The sequence below is a fragment of the Allosphingosinicella sp. genome (assembly GCF_035626655.1).
Classification (GTDB): Bacteria; Pseudomonadota; Alphaproteobacteria; order Sphingomonadales; family Sphingomonadaceae; genus Allosphingosinicella.
Genome location: NZ_DASPNF010000002.1, coordinates 151,942 through 167,256 on the forward strand (window position 1 = coordinate 151,942; position 15,315 = coordinate 167,256).

Below are 15,315 nucleotides of genomic sequence, written 5' to 3' on the forward strand. Positions count from 1 at the left end.
CCAATCCCCACCCATAAGGCCGAGCGGCGCGGTTTAGGGGGCCGGGCGCCGCAATTCCAGTGCTAAAGCGGTGCGCATGGCTGTTTTGTGAACGAGGTCAAGCGCTTGCATCGCGCTCGTCCTGCTCCGGCACAGGCGTCGCCCGGGGTCTTGCCGGCCGGGGCGCGGAACGGAGCAGGAGATAGCCCGCCAGCGCCGAGAGCAGGGAGCCCGCGAGCGTGCCGAGCTTCGCCTGCTCGGCGAGCGCCGGATGGCCCGGAAAGGCGAGCGTGCCGATGAACAGGCTCATCGTGAAGCCGATCCCGCAGAGCAGGGCGACGCCGTAGATCTGCAGCCAGCTGGCGCCGCGCGGGCGGCTGGCCAGACCGAGCGCGACCGAGAGCCGGACGGCGGCAAAAATGCCGATCTGCTTGCCGAGGAAGAGTCCGGCGGCAATGCCCAGCGGCATTGGCGAGAGCAGCGACGCCGGGTCGACGCCGCTGAAGTCCAGGCCCGCATTGGCGAAGCCGAACAGGGGGACGATGGCGAAGGCGACCCAGGGCGCGAGCTTGTGCTCCAGCCGGTGGAGCACCGAATGCTCGTCATCGGGGGCGCCGGGCGTCGGGCGCAAGGGGATGATCGCGGCGACGAGCACGCCCGCGACGGTCGCGTGGACGCCGGACAGCAGGACCAGATACCAGACCAGGGCGGCCCCGGTCAGATAGGGCCAGAGCGCGGTGACGCCGCCTTTGCCCATGGCCCAGAGGCCGAGCAGGACCGCCGCCGCCGTGCCGAGCGCGAGCAGGTTCAGCGTATCGGTATAGAAGAAGGCGATGATCGCCACGGCGCCCAGATCGTCGGCGATGGCGACGGTGGTGAGGAACAACTTGAGCGAGGCCGGCGCGCGGCTGCCGAGCAAGGCGAGCACCCCGATCGCGAAGGCGATGTCGGTCGCGGCAGGAATGGCCCAGCCGCGGGCGAGCAGAGGATTGCCGCCGGCCAGCCCCAGGTAGATCAGCGCCGGCACCGCCATCCCCGCCGCCGCCGCGATCAGCGGCAGGCGCCGCTTCTCCGGCGCCGCGAGGCTGCCGTCGAGGAACTCGCGCTTTATCTCCAGCCCGACCAGCAGGAAGAAGACCGCCATCAGGCCGTCGTTGATCCAGAGATGGGCGTTCATCGGGCCGAGCTTCGCCGCGAGCACGGGACCCGTCTCGGCGTGGAGCAGGTGGCGATAGGTCTCGCCGAGCGGAGAATTGGCGACGATCAGGGCCAGCGCCGCGGCCGCCATGAGCAGCAGGCCGCCCGCCGCCTCGCTGTCGAGGAAGTGGCGAAGCGCCGAACGGCGAGTCTTCCGTTGCCTGTTGTCCGTCATCGGCAGCCGCTTAGCGGGGATGGTCGCGGAAATCGAATGATCCAGGCAAGGCGTTGAATTTAAAAGGCGACCAAAATTATCCTCCGAAACGGCGAAAGAAACGCGGTTAACCGGAGACTAATGGAGCGGAGGAGATGCCTTGCGTCGATATCGCTATCGCACATCCGTCCTCACTGGTCCCTGGCGGGAATCCGAGCTCGAAGCCGCCAACGATGCCGTGCGCGCCAAGCAGGCCGTCGGCGACAATAAGGAAACCTCCGGCATCCGCTGGACCGTTCCCGGCCGCATCGAGGAACGGATTACCGCGGAGACACCGCGCGCGAAATAGCCGGTAGCGGCCTAACGCTCGATCCAGTGCCGATGGGCGGCGAGGCGCCGGGCTTCCAGTGCGCTCATCGCCGCGACGAAGGCGTTGGCGCTGTCCCGGCCGCGGCCGAGCCGCTCCAGCTGCGCGTCGACGTCCGGTTCGGCGGCGGCGAGCTCGCGCAGCGCCGCGAACTGGAGGCGGTCGCAGGGATGATGCGCGGCGAAGCCCTCCACCAGGTCGCGCCCGTTGCCGCCGCCATGATGGGCGGCGAGCGCGAGGAGGGCCTCGGCCGAGGTGCGGCTGAGGATGCCCGCGATCTTCTTCTCCTGCACGTCGAACCGGTACTGGCTGAGGAAAAGCAGGCTGGGCGCGGCGTGCATGATGTTGATCGAGATGGACATGTCGTCGGCCGGCAGCTGGTCGTGCACGTCGCGGTGCGCGCGGTAGAGCATCACCTTGCCGGGCTCGAGCCGGGACTTCTCGACGAATTTCAGGTCGACCACCTCGCCGGGGATGCCGACGACGCTCTCATAATCATATTCGTAATAGTCGCTCCAATAGCCGGGCCCGAGATAGCCGACGGTCAGGAACGAGAAATTATGGTCGTGCGGCACGTGATAGAAGAAGGGCGAGGTGCCGCTCGTCCGGAACACGCTGTCCTTCGGACTCGGCCAGAAATTGGCGCGGATGTAGAATTTGGCCGATGCCTGGTGCAGCATGAGCACCTGGCTGGAATAGCGGTTGGTGGCGCTCTGCCCGTGGCAGCGGTCCTTGAGCTCGGCGAGCGCGATCTCGGCGAGGAAGCCGCGATTGTTGGCGAGCCGCTTCAGCAGCGGCCCGGCGGCGGCGAAGCTGTCCTCGTCGGCCGGATCGAAATGCGGATCGTTGAGCGCCTCGATCAGCTCGGGGAGCGTGATCGCATCCTCTTCCGGGCAGGCGATGATGCGCGGCATGTCAGGCGGCCCGTTTGCCGCCGGGGCGGGCGGGCGCCTCGATCCGGTCCAGCACGGCGCGGGCGGCGCGGCGCGGATCGGGATGCGGGTCGGTCGCGGCCATGCGCTTCAGGTGCGGCAGCGCCGCCTGGAGGTCGAGGCCGAGCAATTCCTTCATCACGTGCCAGCGGACGAAGAAATCCGGATGGTCGAGAAAGCCTGCGATCGCCTCGAAGGCGGGCTGATGGTCCAGCTTGCGGAGCAGGGTGGTGATCATCTGGATCCGCGAGGAGGTGTCGCCGGTCGCGCTGCAGCCGACGAACCGGCCGGTCGCGCTGTCATATTCGACGCTGAGCGGGGCCTGATCGACCGCGATCGAGGCCTGGAGCAGGACGAAGCTGCCCTGGAGCCCCTCGACCACATAGGATTCGCGGCGGCCGTCGATCACCAGGATCTCGCCGTCGGCGATCCGGCGCTCGCCGGTGCGACGGCAGAGACCCGCCCCCGCGGCGGTGAAGCCCGGGCCGATCGGCGGCGCTTCCCAGAAGGAGAGAGTGGCGCCGCCCGCCTTCACGAAACGGTAGACGCCGAGCTGGCCGTTGAACCCTACGGAGGTGGCGCCGCGCGGCTGGTTCTTCCTGACCGCCATCTGCAGCGCGCTGGTCACGCCGACGGCGATCGAGACCCGTTCGTCCTCGAAGACGAGCAGGCCGGCATGGAGGTCGGTGCTGAGATTGCGGAAGGGCGGGTCGAAGAACGGATCGGCCTGCATCCGGCGGGCGAGCGCGGCGACGAGCTCGTCCACCCAGTCATGGTCCGCGAACAGGGCGCTGACCGCCTCGGCGACCTGAGCGGCCGTCGTCGGCACGGGCAGCGAGGCCATGGCGTCTTCGAGCCGGCGGTGGACCGGCCCCCTGTTCCAATCCTGTGCGAAAGCGTCGACATCGGCCCGGGTGACGCGCTGGGCGTCGCGGTCCCGGGTCCAGGCTTTGAGCTCCTCGCCGACGATCATCCTTCAGTCCACCGGATCCAGAAACGACCTGGCCCGGCGGCGGCGGAGTTCGCTCCGTCTCGCACGCCGGGCCATGATTTGGTCGGGCAGGTTTAAGCCCCCAGCACGATACCCGCAGCAATGGCGAGGCAGATCACGCCGCCCACTTCCTGCTGCTTGACCGAGCCGGCGACAGCAACTTCGGTCTCGAGCTCGGGCAGCTCCTCGACCGTGAGACGAATCTTTTCCATTTTTCTTTGCCTTCCCTGCGAATAGCTTCGACTGGGCGGCCTTTACCGAACAGGCGTTGAAACTTTGCTAAAACGCCGGCCAGATTCCGTTTACCAGAATAAAACGCAAATCACTGGGCGGACTTTTCTCTTTCCTGGCGATAGGCTTCGCGCATCGCCCGCAGCCGCCCCAATTCCCTGCGGCCGCGGCGGATGGCGTACAGCAGATAGGCGGCGACGCCGGCGAGCGCGGCGACCGCCAGGATCCGCAGGGCCGGCGAGTGCATGGCGGCCTGGAAGGCCGAATCGACGTCGCTGTTGGCGGCGGTCATGAAGATCGCGCCGACGAGCACCATCGGCCCCATCAGGATCAGCGAGAGGCGGTTATGCCTGAGCGTCGCCTCGATCCGCTCGATCGACTGGTCCAGCATGTCCTCCGTGCCCCCGGTGAGGCTCTTCAGCTCCAGCTGCCGCAGCCTGCGCTGGCGGATATTGCTGCCCAGCAGGAAGATCAGCGCGGCGCCGCCCAGCAGGAAGGTCCTGCCGGTGGGGTTGGACAGGACGAGCACGATCACCGCCGTCCCCACCGCGATCGCCGCCCCGACGTCGACGATCTGCGCCAGCCGCGCCCGCCGGGCCACGGCCGCCGCGCTCTTGCGCAGGCGCTCCAGCTCCGCCGGATCGGGCTGCTGGCGCCAGACGTCGCCGAGGCGGTCGAGATCGAAGTCGTTCATTCGCTCCGCTCCAGCATCGACTTCAGCGCCGCCTTGGCCCGCGACAGCCTCAGCGCCAGGGCGTTCGCGGGAATCTCAAGCATCTCCGAAATCTCGGGATAAGTAAAACCCTCCAGGACGAGGATGATGACTTGCCGCTGCGGCAGCGGCAATCGCCTTGTTGCTTCCATCAACATCTCGCGTTCGTTCATTTGCATCACCTGCTCCTCCGGATTGGGAGCATCGGCTTCGATTCTCTCCGGCAATTCGGCGACCGGCCCCTGCCGCACCTGCCTGGTGACGAAGGAGATCGAGCGGTTCTGGGCGACCCGGGCGATGAAGGTCTTCAGCGAGGATTCGGCGCGCCAGGTCGGCAGCGCCTGCCAGACGGCGAGCAGGATCTGCTGGGTCAGATCCTCGCGCAGGCTCGGGTCCGCCTCGTAGGACGAGGCGATGCGCGAGATGAGCGGACCGTAATCGGAGACGATCGTCTCGAAGGGCGGCGCAGCGCTCGCCGCGGCGTTCATGACGGCTGCCATGGAACTCGTTTCAGCCCCCGCATGCCCCGGCAAAATCCTCGTCTTTCCCCCGATGCTTATAGCGCGAACCTGCGACGGAGTCGCCTCCCACGGCGCCGGCCCCGGCGGACTGTCCCAAGGTCGATCAACGGCAGCGTGAATGTTGACGGCGCGGCCCCCCTCCGGCAGGGAAGCGGGCCGGAAACGCGGGTGTAGCTCAATGGTAGAGCAGAAGCCTTCCAAGCTTACGACGAGGGTTCGATTCCCTTCACCCGCTCCAATCCTCTCGGGCCAGGCGCTGGGAGATTAAGCGCTGGCCGACATCTTCATCTCCTATTCGAGCAATGACCGGCCGGTCGCGATGCGCGTGCGCGACGCCCTGGAGCAGGCGGGCTATGCCGTATTCTGGGACCAGTCGACACCGCCGGGGAAGGACTGGGACAGCTGGATTCGCGACCAGCTGACCGGGGCGAAGCTGGTCGTCGCGCTCTGGACGAAATCCTCCGTCGCCTCGCCCAATGTCCGCCACGAGGCGATCATCGCCCGCGAGGCCGGGAAGCTGCTCCCCGTCATGGTGGACGCGCTGGCGCCGACCGATTTCCCGATGGGCCTGTTCATGGTGCAGGCGCTCTCGATCGGCCGGAGCGCGCGCGAGTTCAATGCGATGCGCGAGAAGTTCCTCGCCGAGGTGGCGGCACGGATCGGCGCCGGCGACGAGGCGCGCGCCGCCGCGCAGCCGAAGCCCTCGCCCACGCGGCGCAACCGCCGCCTGCTGATCGCGTTCGCGGCCGGACTGATCGCCGTCGCGGTGCCGGTCTGGCTGTTCTGGCCGCAGCTCATGTCCTGGCTTGATCCGGACGCGCCACCGGTTTCGCCCGACCAGGTGAGGGCCTCCGTCGCCGGCGAGCAGGTCGCGCGAGCGCGGGTGGCGAGCCGGGCGGACGCGACCTTGTCGGGCGATCCGGCGATGATCGGATCGACCTGGGCGTGGGGCGCAGGCCAGCTGATCGCGGGCGCGCCGGGCGAAGCGCGCGGACTCGGCCAGCGCTATTTCGATTATCTGGCCTCCGTCGTGAATGCGGATTGCCGCTGCTATTATTCGGACTCGATCCCGCACACGATCGCCAATGCCTGGGCGCTGATGGCGGCGGCGAAGCTCAGGCATCCGATCCCGCCGGGCCTGCTCGAAGCGGTCCTCAACGGTCAAAGCCCGGACGGCTGGTGGATGATCAGCCTGAACGCGGTACCTGCCAATGAGAATGGCGCGATCCATCCGACCGCCTTGCTCACCATCGCGCTTGCCGAGGCGAGGCGGGCGGGAATCGTCCCCGCTGACCAGCGCGCCCGCGTCGACGCGGCGCTGCGCCGTGCGGTGGCCTGGCTCAATCGCGGCCCGCAGAACGGCGCCGACTGGTCGGACTATCCGGCCAATGAGCGGCGGACCGAGAATCTGCTGTTCGCGGCCTATGCCGCGGTGGCCAGCCATGTCGCGACCAATGGCGAGCCGAGCGCGGCGGCGGGCGCCTTTCTTCGTTCAGTGCGGCAATTGCCGCCGGCGACCGAACAGATTCCCTCAGGCGCCTATATCTCGCTGACCACCGGTGTCCGTTTCTTCGACGATTACCGGCACCCGACGGCGCCCTGGATCGGCGCGGCGGCGGTGATTGCATGGCGACAGGCCGACAGCAGCCAGCGCCGCGTGCTGCGCGAGATCATCCGGCAATGGGTGGAGACGAACCTGGCGGACGATGCGATCCTCAGGCAGGACTGGCTTACCGCCGAAACCCTGTTCCTTCGCGCGCTCGCATTCCCCGCGCTCGAGCGGCGCTAGGGTCAGCCCTGCTTCAGCCAGTCGATCAGGTCGCCGAACGGGATCAGCTGGTTGAAGGAGACGCCGCAGCGTCCCTCCGCTGCCCAGCGCACGACGCCCGGCAGCGGACGGAAGCCCTCCAGGGTGACGACCACTTCCTCGCCGACGGCGGGCGCGGTCTCGGCTTCTGCTTCGGACCCGCTCTCGGTCTCGAGCTTCACGCCGCTCTGGGAGATGTCGCGGGCATGGACCCAGAAGGTGCGCGCGCCGGCGCGGAGCGTCGCCATGCGGTCGATCTCGACCCGGGGCGTGCGCGGCCGCCAGCCATTGTCGACCCCCTGCGGCGTGGCCAGCAATTCGGCGACGTCGACCGGGGCATCGAACTGGATGCCGGCATTGCCGCCGCGCGTCCAGACGACCCGGCCGGTCACCGGCTGGCTGGTCTTCAGCTCGATCGAGACGTGCTGGCCCGGCATGAGCTGGCTGTAGACATGCGCCATCACGCCGCCGGCCGAGATGTTGCGGATCAGACAGAGTTCGCGGCGGCCGTTCACGACGACGGTGCCGACGCGCAGGATCTTGATGTGACGCTCGCTGGAACGGCGCTCCGGCGGCTGCGGAACGTCGTTCGAAAAGGAGAAGCCAGTCTCCACGACGCGATCCTCTAAGTACATCTTTCCCATATCCCTGCACGAGAGCTTGGCTCTTCGATCAGGACGAACTTGCGCCCAAAGGGATTTAAGAAGTCCTTACTTGGAGCACCGTTTGTACCGCAATTCTGGTGAATGTTTTTTCACCAAAAATCCAATGCGTGACCGCTGCGCGGGACCGCGGCCGGACGTTCACCTGATGCTTACGCTTTGTCTTTAGGGCGCGTTTCCCATGAATGCGCCGCTTCCCTCCGATCTCGCCATCGAGCCCAGGGCCAGGCCGTACGATCCCCGCCCCAAATCGGCGGTGAGCGCGATGACGGGCGTGGTCGGCCTCGCGGGCCTGTTCACATGGGTTGCGGTCGCGCGAGTCTACGGCATGGTCGGGCCGCTGGCGGCGCTGTGCGGTCTGCTGGCCTGCGGCGTGCCGATGGTGCTGTGGGCGATCTTCGTCGACAAGGTCCATCGCAACCCCTCGACCGGCATCGACTGGGAAAGCCCGCCCCGCACGCTCAGGGAGATTGCCGACATCAGCATCGCCAAGCTCGCCGGGCTCTGGGGCATCTGGGCGATCATCGGCGGGCTCTATTGCGTCGGCCGCTGGTATTGGGACGGCCAGTATCTCTTCGCCATGTACGTGCTCGGCTATTCCATCGTGCCGGTGCTGATCCTCTCCGTGCCCTATGTCTTCTGGCTGGACCGGCGGCTGAAGGAGCCGAAGGACGGCGCCTGGCATTTCGGGCAGCTGCTGATCGGCCGCCCCGAGCGCGCCGACAAGGCGCAGCTCGCCGATTTCTACCGGGCCTGGGCGGTGAAGGGCTTCTTTCTCGCCTTCATGATCTCGATCGTGCCCGGCAACTGGTGGGACGCGATCGTCGCCACGCCCGAGCAGATCACCGAGAGCCCCGTCCGCATGGCCGCCTGGCTGATCTCGATCATGTTCATGATCGACGTGACCTTCGCGACGGTTGGCTATGTGCTGACCCTGAAGCCGCTCGACGCCCATATCCGCCGCGCCAATCCGTTCGCGGCCGGCTGGGTCGCGGCCCTGATCTGCTATCCGCCCTTCATCCTGATGAACGACGGCGGCCCGCTCGATTATTCGCCGGGCGGCGCGGCCTGGGACTATTGGCTGCAGAACTACCCGGTGGTGATGGCGATCTGGGGCATTGTGCTGGTGGTGCTCACCGCCATCTACGCCTGGGCGACGGTGGCCTTCGGCATCCGCTTCTCGAACCTCACCCACCGCGGCATCCTGACCAACGGCCCCTATGCCTGGACGCGGCATCCCGCCTATGTCTCGAAGAACCTGTTCTGGTGGCTGTCCGCCTTGCCGTTCCTCGCGACCACCGGCTCCTATACGGACATGATCCGCAACACCGCGATCCTGGCCATGGTCGGCGGCGTCTATTACTGGCGCGCGAAGACCGAGGAGCAGCATCTTTCCGAAGACCCGGCCTATGTCGAATATAGCGAGTGGATGGACCGCAACGGGCCCGTCACCCGCTTCCTCGCTGCCCTCAAGCCGGGCGGCGGACGGCGGGACCGGCCCGAAGCCGATCCCGTCGCCGCGGAGTAGGGCGCCTACCGCTCGCTGACGCGGAGCCGGTAGGTCCCGCGCCCGCCCGCGCCGAGCGAGGTGACGCGGACGATATAGTCGCCCTCCGTCTCCGCCCTGAAGCGCAGCAGCGAGTTCAGGCTGTTGCCGCCGTCGTCGTTCGAGGCGAGCGGTTCGCCGCGCTCGCGCCCGTCCACGCGCAGCACCTGCACGACCGCGTCGAAGTCGGCGGCCTCGAGGGCGATGAAGCGCTCCTGGCCCGCCTCGAAGCGGACGAGATAATCGTCGACCTTGGTGCCGTCCTGGCCGTCGCCGTCGCCATTGGTGAGCGCGCCCTCATAGTCCCGCCAGACCGTCGCCGACATGCGCTGGAACATGGTGAGCGGCGCCGGCAGCGGCGGGGCCACCTCGGCGCTCGCCCGGTACGAGCCGCGCCCGTCATTGGCGAGCGGCGCGACCCGAAGCGCATAGTCGCCGGTCGTCTCGGGGACGAAGGAGATGCGCGAGTTCAGGCCGTCGCCGCCATCGTCATTCTCGGCAAGGACGGTGTCTTCCCCGGCGGCGTAGAGCCGGGCGATCGGGTCGAAGTCCGAGGCCTCGACCCGCAGGATGTAGCGGCGGCCAGCCTCGAGCCGAAGCATATGCTCGTCATAACGATAGCCGTCCGCGCCGGTGGATGAATCGTCATTGTCGATCCGGCCCCGGGCCGACCAGGGCACGGCGGCGCCGGGCGCGAGCGGCGGCAGCGGCGCCACGCCCGCCGTATAGGCGCCGCGGCCCTCGGCCGAGAAAGCGAGCACGCGCAACGTATAGGCGCCGCTCTCGGTCGGCGTGTAGGTGATGCGCGGGTTCAGGCCGTCGCCGTCGTCATTCTCGGCGACCGCATTGGTCGAGCCCTGGCGGTAGAGCCGGGCGACCGGATCGAAGGCCGATGAATCGACCGAGATGCGGTAGCGCGACCCGGCCTCCAGCTGCAGGATGTGGTCGTCATACCGGTGGTTTTCCGCCCCGGTGCTGTCGCTGTCGGTGAGCTCGCCCGAGCCCGCCCAGGCTTGTTGCGTCGATGGGGACGCAGCAACCTGCGCCGAGGCCGGCGCGGCCATGAGGGTGAACGCCATCGCGGCCACCGAAGCAGTCCAGAACTTCCGCATGTAAGTAACTCCCCGTCGAAACCGTTGGCACGACGAACCGTGCCGAATCAGCGATAGACCGATGATGCTTGCGCCGAAATGAACCGCCTCGCAAGGCGATTGAAAGCTTCCCGCCGGAGCGACGGGAGAGGGAAGGGTGCCTACTTGCCCGCGAACCGGTCGGCGGCGCGGATCAGGCCGTCGAGCACGCCCGGCTCGGTGAACAGATGGCCCCCGTCGGGGACGATCTGCAGCTCGACCTCGGGCCAGGCCTGCTTCAGGTCCCAGGCCGAGACGGGCGGGGTGCACATGTCGTAGCGGCCCTGGACGATCACGCCGGGAATGTCGCGGAGCCGGTGCGCATTGGCGAGCAGCTGGCCTTCCTCGAGCCAGCCCTTGTGCGCCATATAATGATTCTCGATCCGGGCGATGGCGATCGCGAAATCGTCGCTTGTATGCTCCTCGATCACATGCGGATCGGGCAGCAGGGTGACCGTTTCCGCCTCCCACTTGCTCCACGCCTTGGCGGCCGCGAGCTGGACGGCCGCATCGTCGCCGGTCAGGCGGCGCCGATAGGCCTCGACGATGTCGCCGCGCTCGGCCTCGGGAATCGGCGCGAGGAACTCGCCCCATTTGTCCGGATACACTTCCGAGGCGCCGAACTGGTAGAGCCAGTCCAGCTCCTTCTGGCGGAACAGGAAGATGCCGCGCAGCACCAGCTCGGTGGTCCGCTCGGGATGGGTCTGGGCGTAGGCGAGCGCCAGCGTCGAGCCCCAGGAGCCGCCATAGACCATCCATTTGTCGACGCCGACATGTTCGCGGAGCCGCTCCATGTCCTCGACCAGGTGCCAGGTCGTGTTCGCCTCGAGCGAGGCGTGCGGCGTCGAGCGGCCGCAGCCGCGCTGGTCGAACAGGGTGACGTTGAAGCGGTCGGGATCGAACTGGCGGCGGTGCGCCGGGCTGCAGCCGGCGCCCGGCCCGCCGTGCAGCATCACCGCCGGCTTGCCGTCGGGATTGCCGCATTGCTCCCAGTAGAGGACATGGCCGTCGCCGACCTCCAGCCGGCCCGTCCGATACGGCTCGATCTCGGGATAGAGGGTGCGGCGGTCGGGGAAACGAGGGTCGGCCATCAGAAGCTCTGCTCCGCGTAGATACGGTCGATATCGCCCGCCCATTCACCATTGTACAGATCGAGCAGCCGCTCGGCCGGAGTCCGCCCCGCGGCGAGGACCTCGCGCAGCGGATCGAGGAAGCCGGATTCGTTGTCGCCCGACGCGTTGAAGCGGGCGCGGGCGTTGAGGCCCGACGCGGCGATGGCGAGGATCCGCTGGCCGAGCTGCTGCAGGCTTTCCCCGTCGGGCGTCTCGGCCCGGAGGCCGAGCGCGGGCACGCTGTCGCGCAGCCGCTGCCGGCCCTCCAGCGACCAGTGCTTGACCTCGTCCCAGGCGGCGTCGAGCGCAGCATCGTCGTAGAGCAGGCCGACCCAGAGCGCGGGGAGCGCGCAGATCTTGCCCCAGCGCCCGCCGTCGGCGCCGCGCATCTCGAGGAAGCTCTTGAGCCGGACCTCGGGGAAGATGGTCGAGAGATGGTCGGTGAAGTCCGAGACGCGGGGCTTCTCGCCCTCGAAGCCCGCCAGCCGGCCGTCGAGGAAATCGCGGAAGCTCCGGCCGGCCACGTCGTGATAGATGCCGTCGCGGTAGACGAAGTACATCGGCACATCGAGCGCGTAATCGAGATAGCGCTCATAGCCGAAGCCGTCCTCGAAGACGAAGGGCAGCATGCCGGTCCGGTCCGGATCGGTGTCCGACCAGATATGGGAGCGGAAGGAGAGGAAGCCGTTGGGCCGCCCTTCCGTGAAGGGCGAATTGGCGAAGAGCGCGGTGGCGAGCGGCTGCAGGGCGAGGCCGACGCGGAACTTGCGCGCCATGTCCGCCTCGGATTCATAGTCGAGATTGGTCTGGATGGTGCAGGTGCGCAGCATCATGTCGAGGCCGAGCGAGCCGACCTTCGGCATGTAGTTCAGCATGATCGTGTAGCGGCCCTTGGGCATGACCGGCAGGTCGCTCCGCGCCTTGTCCGGCCACATGCCCATGCCGAGGAAGCAGACGCCGAGCTTCTCGCCCACCGCCTTGCACTGGTCGAGATGGCGCGCGGCCTCGGCGCAGGTCTGGTGGAGATGCTCGCGCGGCGCGCCGCTCAGCTCCAGCTGCCCGGCCGGCTCCAGGCTGACGGCGCCGTCCGGGCCGGTCAGGGCGATGACATTGCCCTTCTCGATCACCGGCTGCCAGCCATAGGCGACCAGTTCGTTCAGCACGTCCCGGATGCCGCCGGGCTCGTCATAGGAGGGCGCGCGATGATCGGCGCAGCGATAGACGAACTTCTCGTGCTCGGTGCCGATCCGCCACGCCTCGCGCGGCTTCTCGCCCCTGGCGAACACCGCGAGCAGGTCTTCACGGCTCTCGATCAGGCGCTCGGCCTTGCCCCCGGTTTCGGTACGCGTCGTCATCGGCGCGGCTTTAGCCGGGGCCGCGCGGCCCCGCCAGCGGGTTTCGATGCGCTACTTATAAGGCGATTCTATCGCTCGCCATGCCGGGACCAGTCCCCCGCGGCCGCCATCCAGAGCGCGACCGCGGCGAGCGCGGCGGTGTCGGCGCGGAGGATACGCGGGCCGAGCGAGACGGCGCGCGCCTGGGGCAGCGCGCGGATCGCGGCGCGTTCCTCCTCGGTGAAGCCGCCCTCCGGGCCGATCAGGATGGCGGCCGGGCCGGAGGCAGGGGCGAAGCGCTCGCCGCCGCCCTCGTCGGCGAAATAGAGGAGGCGGTCGGCGGGCCACTCCCGGAGCAGGGCCTCCAGCTTGCGCGGCTCGTCGAGAGCGGGGAGGGCGGTGCGTTCGCATTGCTCCGCCGCCTCGACGGCATGGGCGCGCAGCCGCTCGAGGTTCAGCCGGTCGACGATCGTGCGGCGGGTGAGGACGGGCTGCAGGCGCGCGGCGCCCAGCTCGGTCGCCTTCTCGACCAGCCAGTCGATCCGCCCGCGCTTGACGGGCGCGAAGACCAGCCAGAGGTCGGGCACATCCTCCCGCTGCCGCAGCCGTTCCCCGACCCGGAGCGTCACCCGCTTCCGCCCCGCCTCGACGATCTCGGCCAGCCACTCGCCGGTCCGGTCGTCGAACAGCTTCACCCGATCGCCCGGCCCGAGCCGCAGCACGGCGGCGAGATAATTGCCGTCGACGGTGACGCTCGCGCCCTCGGCCAAGGCCTGGTCGACGAACAGGCGCGGCAGGCTGTGCGGCGGCCAGGCGGGGGTGGCGCCGGTCATGCGGCAGCCTTTCCGATATTCTTCAGCGCCTCGCGCCTGCTGAGCCCGCTCAGCCGGTCCTCGTTCGCCGCCACATAGCGCCGCACCTCCTCCGGGTCGGTCCAGGCATATTGGCGCAGCGCCCAGCCGATCGCCTTGCGCAGGAAGAAGTGCTTCGAATCGAGCGACGGCTCGATGCAGGCATAGAGCAGGTCGAGGTCGGTCTTCTGCCTGGCGCGGAGCTGACAGAGGATCGCGCTGCGCCGTTTCCACATGTCTGGGTCGCGGCTCCAGCCGAGCATCGTCCGTCGCATCGCCGGCCGGTCATTCTCGAGGATCGCCCAGAGCCGGTGGCCGGCGATCCAGTCGACAATGTCCCACCAGGCGCCGGTGACGATCATCTCCTCGTACATCCCGAGCGCGTCCATGCGCTGGAAGGCGCGGGCCGCGCGCACGCCGCTCAGCTCGATCGCCGCATAGCGCTCCTCGCGATGCGTGGCGCCGCGCCAGAGCGCCAGCACGTCCTTCTGCCAGGCAGTGCTGTCGGGCCAGCTGCGGTCTTTGAACACAGCCTTGCAGACCTGCCGCAGCGGCACCGCGGAGACCCCGAGATAGGGCATGGCCGACTTCATATAGGCCTGCATGCCCGGCGCCCGGTTCGGGTCGGCGACTGCGGCGAGCCCGGCGCGCAGAGTTTCGGCGAGCTGAGTCATACAAACCCCGTTCGGGCTGAGCCTGTCGAAGCCCTGTCCTTCTTCTATCCCGTAAAGAGGAAGAATAGGCCTTCGACAAGCTCAGGCCGAACGGTAGAGGGAGCCATGGCCATCGAACCCCAGACGGATGAACAGGTTCGCAGTGCCCCGCACTGCGAAGCCATGTCCGGGGGACATGGCGACCTGTTCATCGTCCCCGACAGCGAGCGGCGCGGGCTGATCGGCGCGCTGCCGGCCTCATGGCGGCCTTATGCGAGCCTGATCCGCCTCGACCGGCCGATCGGCGCCTGGCTGCTCTTCTGGCCCGGGGCGTGGAGCGTGGCGCTGGCGGGGATGGCGCCGGCCACGGGCCGCGAGCTGGACGGCTGGATCCTGATCGCCTGGCTCGCGCTCGGCGCCTGGGCGATGCGCAGCGCGGGCTGCGTCTATAACGACATTATCGACCGCGATCTGGACCGGCAGGTGGAGCGAACCCGGCTCCGCCCGCTCGCCAGCGGTCGCGTGTCGCTGAAGGGCGCCTGGGCATTGCTGGTGGCGATGAGCCTGATCGGGCTGGTCGTCCTGCTCCAGCTGCAGCGCACCGCCCAGATCGTCGCTTTGATCAGTCTCGCTCTGGTCGCGGCCTATCCCTTCATGAAGCGCATCACCTGGTGGCCGCAGGCCTGGCTCGGCCTGGTCTTCTCCTGGGCGGCCCTGGTCGGCTGGCCGTCGGTGACCGGGCGGATGGACGCCGCGGCCTTCTGGCTCTGGGGCGGCTCGGTCTTCTGGGTGATCGGCTATGACACGATCTATGCGCTGCAGGACAAGGAGGATGACGCGCTGGTCGGCGTGAAATCGTCCGCGCTCGCGCTCGGCCGGCATGCCCGGCTCGGCATCCTCGTCTGCTACCTGCTCGCACTGGCGCTCTGGACTCTCGCGATCCGCGAGGTCCGGCTCGAATATTGGGCGCCGCTCGCCTTGCTTCCGATGGCGTTTCATCTGCTGGGCCAGGTCGCCTTGCTGAAACCCGACGACGGGGCCGATGCGCTCGCCAAGTTCCGCTCCAACCGCTTCGCCGGCCTGCTCATGTTCGCGGCCTGCTATGTGGTGGGCACCGCCTGAAGGTTGCTTTTGGC

The 15,315-nt window shown here is 68.3% G+C and carries 16 protein-coding genes and 1 tRNA gene; 5 read left to right on the forward strand and 12 right to left on the reverse strand.

Annotated features, from left to right (window positions below):
* Positions 1-97 precede the first annotated feature (97 nt).
* Entirely contained in the window at positions 98-1,351 is a 1,254-nt protein-coding gene (gene nhaA / locus VEC11_RS01490; RefSeq protein WP_464128506.1) for a Na+/H+ antiporter NhaA, read from the reverse strand.
* A 139-nt stretch (positions 1,352-1,490) separates the two neighbouring features.
* On the opposite strand from nhaA, the gene VEC11_RS01495 reads away from it, so the two are divergent.
* The gene (locus VEC11_RS01495) at positions 1,491-1,679 is read left to right on the forward strand and encodes a hypothetical protein (RefSeq protein ID WP_464128507.1); all 189 of its coding nucleotides are present in this window, start codon (positions 1,491-1,493) and stop codon (positions 1,677-1,679) included.
* Positions 1,680-1,690: 11 nt separating this feature from the next.
* Here VEC11_RS01495 and VEC11_RS01500 read toward each other — a convergent pair whose 3' ends face one another.
* The 5 genes from VEC11_RS01500 to VEC11_RS01520 form a co-directional block, all read right to left on the reverse strand.
* Positions 1,691-2,611, reverse strand: a complete 921-nt coding sequence (locus tag VEC11_RS01500) for a transposase (protein ID WP_464128509.1) — start codon at positions 2,609-2,611, stop codon at positions 1,691-1,693.
* A 1-nt stretch (position 2,612) separates the two neighbouring features.
* The gene (locus VEC11_RS01505; RefSeq protein ID WP_464128510.1) at positions 2,613-3,602 is read right to left on the reverse strand and encodes a HEAT repeat domain-containing protein; all 990 of its coding nucleotides are present in this window, start codon (positions 3,600-3,602) and stop codon (positions 2,613-2,615) included.
* 92 nt (positions 3,603-3,694) lie between these two features.
* Positions 3,695-3,832 carry a hypothetical protein gene (locus VEC11_RS01510; RefSeq protein WP_464128511.1) on the reverse strand — a complete coding sequence of 46 codons (138 nt, stop codon included), beginning with the start codon at positions 3,830-3,832 and terminating at the stop codon, positions 3,695-3,697.
* A 110-nt stretch (positions 3,833-3,942) separates the two neighbouring features.
* A complete protein-coding gene (locus tag VEC11_RS01515) occupies positions 3,943-4,545 on the reverse strand; it encodes a hypothetical protein (protein ID WP_464128513.1) in 603 nt (200 codons plus the stop codon).
* Positions 4,542-5,063 (reverse strand): RNA polymerase sigma factor, encoded by a 522-nt coding sequence (locus VEC11_RS01520; protein WP_464128514.1) that lies wholly within the window; start codon positions 5,061-5,063, stop codon positions 4,542-4,544. Before VEC11_RS01520 ends, VEC11_RS01515 begins: the two co-directional genes overlap by 4 nt.
* Before the next feature lie 185 nt (positions 5,064-5,248).
* On the opposite strand from VEC11_RS01520, the gene VEC11_RS01525 reads away from it, so the two are divergent.
* Together VEC11_RS01525 and VEC11_RS01530 are read left to right on the forward strand one after the other, a co-directional pair.
* Positions 5,249-5,322 (forward strand) — tRNA-Gly (locus tag VEC11_RS01525).
* 48 nt (positions 5,323-5,370) lie between these two features.
* Complete coding sequence (locus VEC11_RS01530) at positions 5,371-6,873, forward strand: toll/interleukin-1 receptor domain-containing protein (RefSeq protein ID WP_464128597.1); 1,503 nt, start codon at positions 5,371-5,373, stop codon at positions 6,871-6,873.
* Between the two features lie 2 nt (positions 6,874-6,875).
* Here the strand turns inward: VEC11_RS01530 and VEC11_RS01535 are convergent, their stop codons facing one another.
* Positions 6,876-7,505 (reverse strand): PilZ domain-containing protein, encoded by a 630-nt coding sequence (locus VEC11_RS01535; protein ID WP_464128516.1) that lies wholly within the window; start codon positions 7,503-7,505, stop codon positions 6,876-6,878.
* 229 nt (positions 7,506-7,734) lie between these two features.
* Between VEC11_RS01535 and VEC11_RS01540 the strand changes: the two genes are divergently transcribed.
* Positions 7,735-9,081, forward strand: a complete 1,347-nt coding sequence (locus tag VEC11_RS01540; protein WP_464128517.1) for a methyltransferase family protein — start codon at positions 7,735-7,737, stop codon at positions 9,079-9,081.
* A gap of 5 nt (positions 9,082-9,086) precedes the next feature.
* On the opposite strand, the gene VEC11_RS01545 is transcribed toward VEC11_RS01540, so the two are convergent.
* The 5 genes from VEC11_RS01545 to VEC11_RS01565 all read right to left on the reverse strand — a co-directional run bounded on the left by VEC11_RS01545 (position 9,087) and on the right by VEC11_RS01565 (position 14,200).
* Entirely contained in the window at positions 9,087-10,211 is a 1,125-nt protein-coding gene (locus VEC11_RS01545) for a PPC domain-containing protein (protein WP_464128519.1), read from the reverse strand.
* 140 nt (positions 10,212-10,351) lie between these two features.
* Positions 10,352-11,320 (reverse strand): prolyl aminopeptidase, encoded by a 969-nt coding sequence (pip, locus tag VEC11_RS01550; RefSeq protein WP_464128520.1) that lies wholly within the window; start codon positions 11,318-11,320, stop codon positions 10,352-10,354.
* Positions 11,320-12,696 carry a glutamate--cysteine ligase gene (locus tag VEC11_RS01555; protein ID WP_464128522.1) on the reverse strand — a complete coding sequence of 459 codons (1,377 nt, stop codon included), beginning with the start codon at positions 12,694-12,696 and terminating at the stop codon, positions 11,320-11,322. Before VEC11_RS01555 ends, pip begins: the two co-directional genes overlap by 1 nt.
* A 68-nt stretch (positions 12,697-12,764) precedes the next feature.
* Positions 12,765-13,508, reverse strand: coding sequence for a 16S rRNA (uracil(1498)-N(3))-methyltransferase (locus VEC11_RS01560; protein WP_464128523.1), 744 nt, complete (start codon positions 13,506-13,508; stop codon positions 12,765-12,767).
* Positions 13,505-14,200, reverse strand: coding sequence for a DNA alkylation repair protein (locus tag VEC11_RS01565; RefSeq protein ID WP_464128525.1), 696 nt, complete (start codon positions 14,198-14,200; stop codon positions 13,505-13,507). Before VEC11_RS01565 ends, VEC11_RS01560 begins: the two co-directional genes overlap by 4 nt.
* 162 nt (positions 14,201-14,362) lie before the next feature.
* On the opposite strand from VEC11_RS01565, the gene ubiA reads away from it, so the two are divergent.
* On the forward strand, positions 14,363-15,301 hold the full coding sequence (gene ubiA, locus VEC11_RS01570; protein ID WP_464128526.1) for a 4-hydroxybenzoate octaprenyltransferase: 939 nt from the start codon (positions 14,363-14,365) through the stop codon (positions 15,299-15,301).
* Positions 15,302-15,315: the final 14 nt, after the last annotated feature.

What these genes read in the sequence shown, in the direction of transcription:
- nhaA (WP_464128506.1), bottom strand. Translation starts at nt 1,351, where the DNA reads ATGACGGACAACAGGCAACGGAAGACTCGCCGTTCGGCGCTTCGCCAC.
- VEC11_RS01500 (WP_464128509.1), bottom strand. Translation starts at nt 2,611, where the DNA reads ATGCCGCGCATCATCGCCTGCCCGGAAGAGGATGCGATCACGCTCCCC.
- VEC11_RS01505 (WP_464128510.1), bottom strand. Translation starts at nt 3,602, where the DNA reads ATGATCGTCGGCGAGGAGCTCAAAGCCTGGACCCGGGACCGCGACGCC.
- VEC11_RS01510 (WP_464128511.1), bottom strand. Translation starts at nt 3,832, where the DNA reads ATGGAAAAGATTCGTCTCACGGTCGAGGAGCTGCCCGAGCTCGAGACC.
- VEC11_RS01515 (WP_464128513.1), bottom strand. Translation starts at nt 4,545, where the DNA reads ATGAACGACTTCGATCTCGACCGCCTCGGCGACGTCTGGCGCCAGCAG.
- VEC11_RS01520 (WP_464128514.1), bottom strand. Translation starts at nt 5,063, where the DNA reads ATGGCAGCCGTCATGAACGCCGCGGCGAGCGCTGCGCCGCCCTTCGAG.
- VEC11_RS01540 (WP_464128517.1), top strand. Translation starts at nt 7,735, where the DNA reads ATGAATGCGCCGCTTCCCTCCGATCTCGCCATCGAGCCCAGGGCCAGG.
- VEC11_RS01545 (WP_464128519.1), bottom strand. Translation starts at nt 10,211, where the DNA reads ATGCGGAAGTTCTGGACTGCTTCGGTGGCCGCGATGGCGTTCACCCTC.
- pip (WP_464128520.1), bottom strand. Translation starts at nt 11,320, where the DNA reads ATGGCCGACCCTCGTTTCCCCGACCGCCGCACCCTCTATCCCGAGATC.
- VEC11_RS01555 (WP_464128522.1), bottom strand. Translation starts at nt 12,696, where the DNA reads ATGACGACGCGTACCGAAACCGGGGGCAAGGCCGAGCGCCTGATCGAG.
- VEC11_RS01560 (WP_464128523.1), bottom strand. Translation starts at nt 13,508, where the DNA reads ATGACCGGCGCCACCCCCGCCTGGCCGCCGCACAGCCTGCCGCGCCTG.
- VEC11_RS01565 (WP_464128525.1), bottom strand. Translation starts at nt 14,200, where the DNA reads ATGACTCAGCTCGCCGAAACTCTGCGCGCCGGGCTCGCCGCAGTCGCC.
- ubiA (WP_464128526.1), top strand. Translation starts at nt 14,363, where the DNA reads ATGTCCGGGGGACATGGCGACCTGTTCATCGTCCCCGACAGCGAGCGG.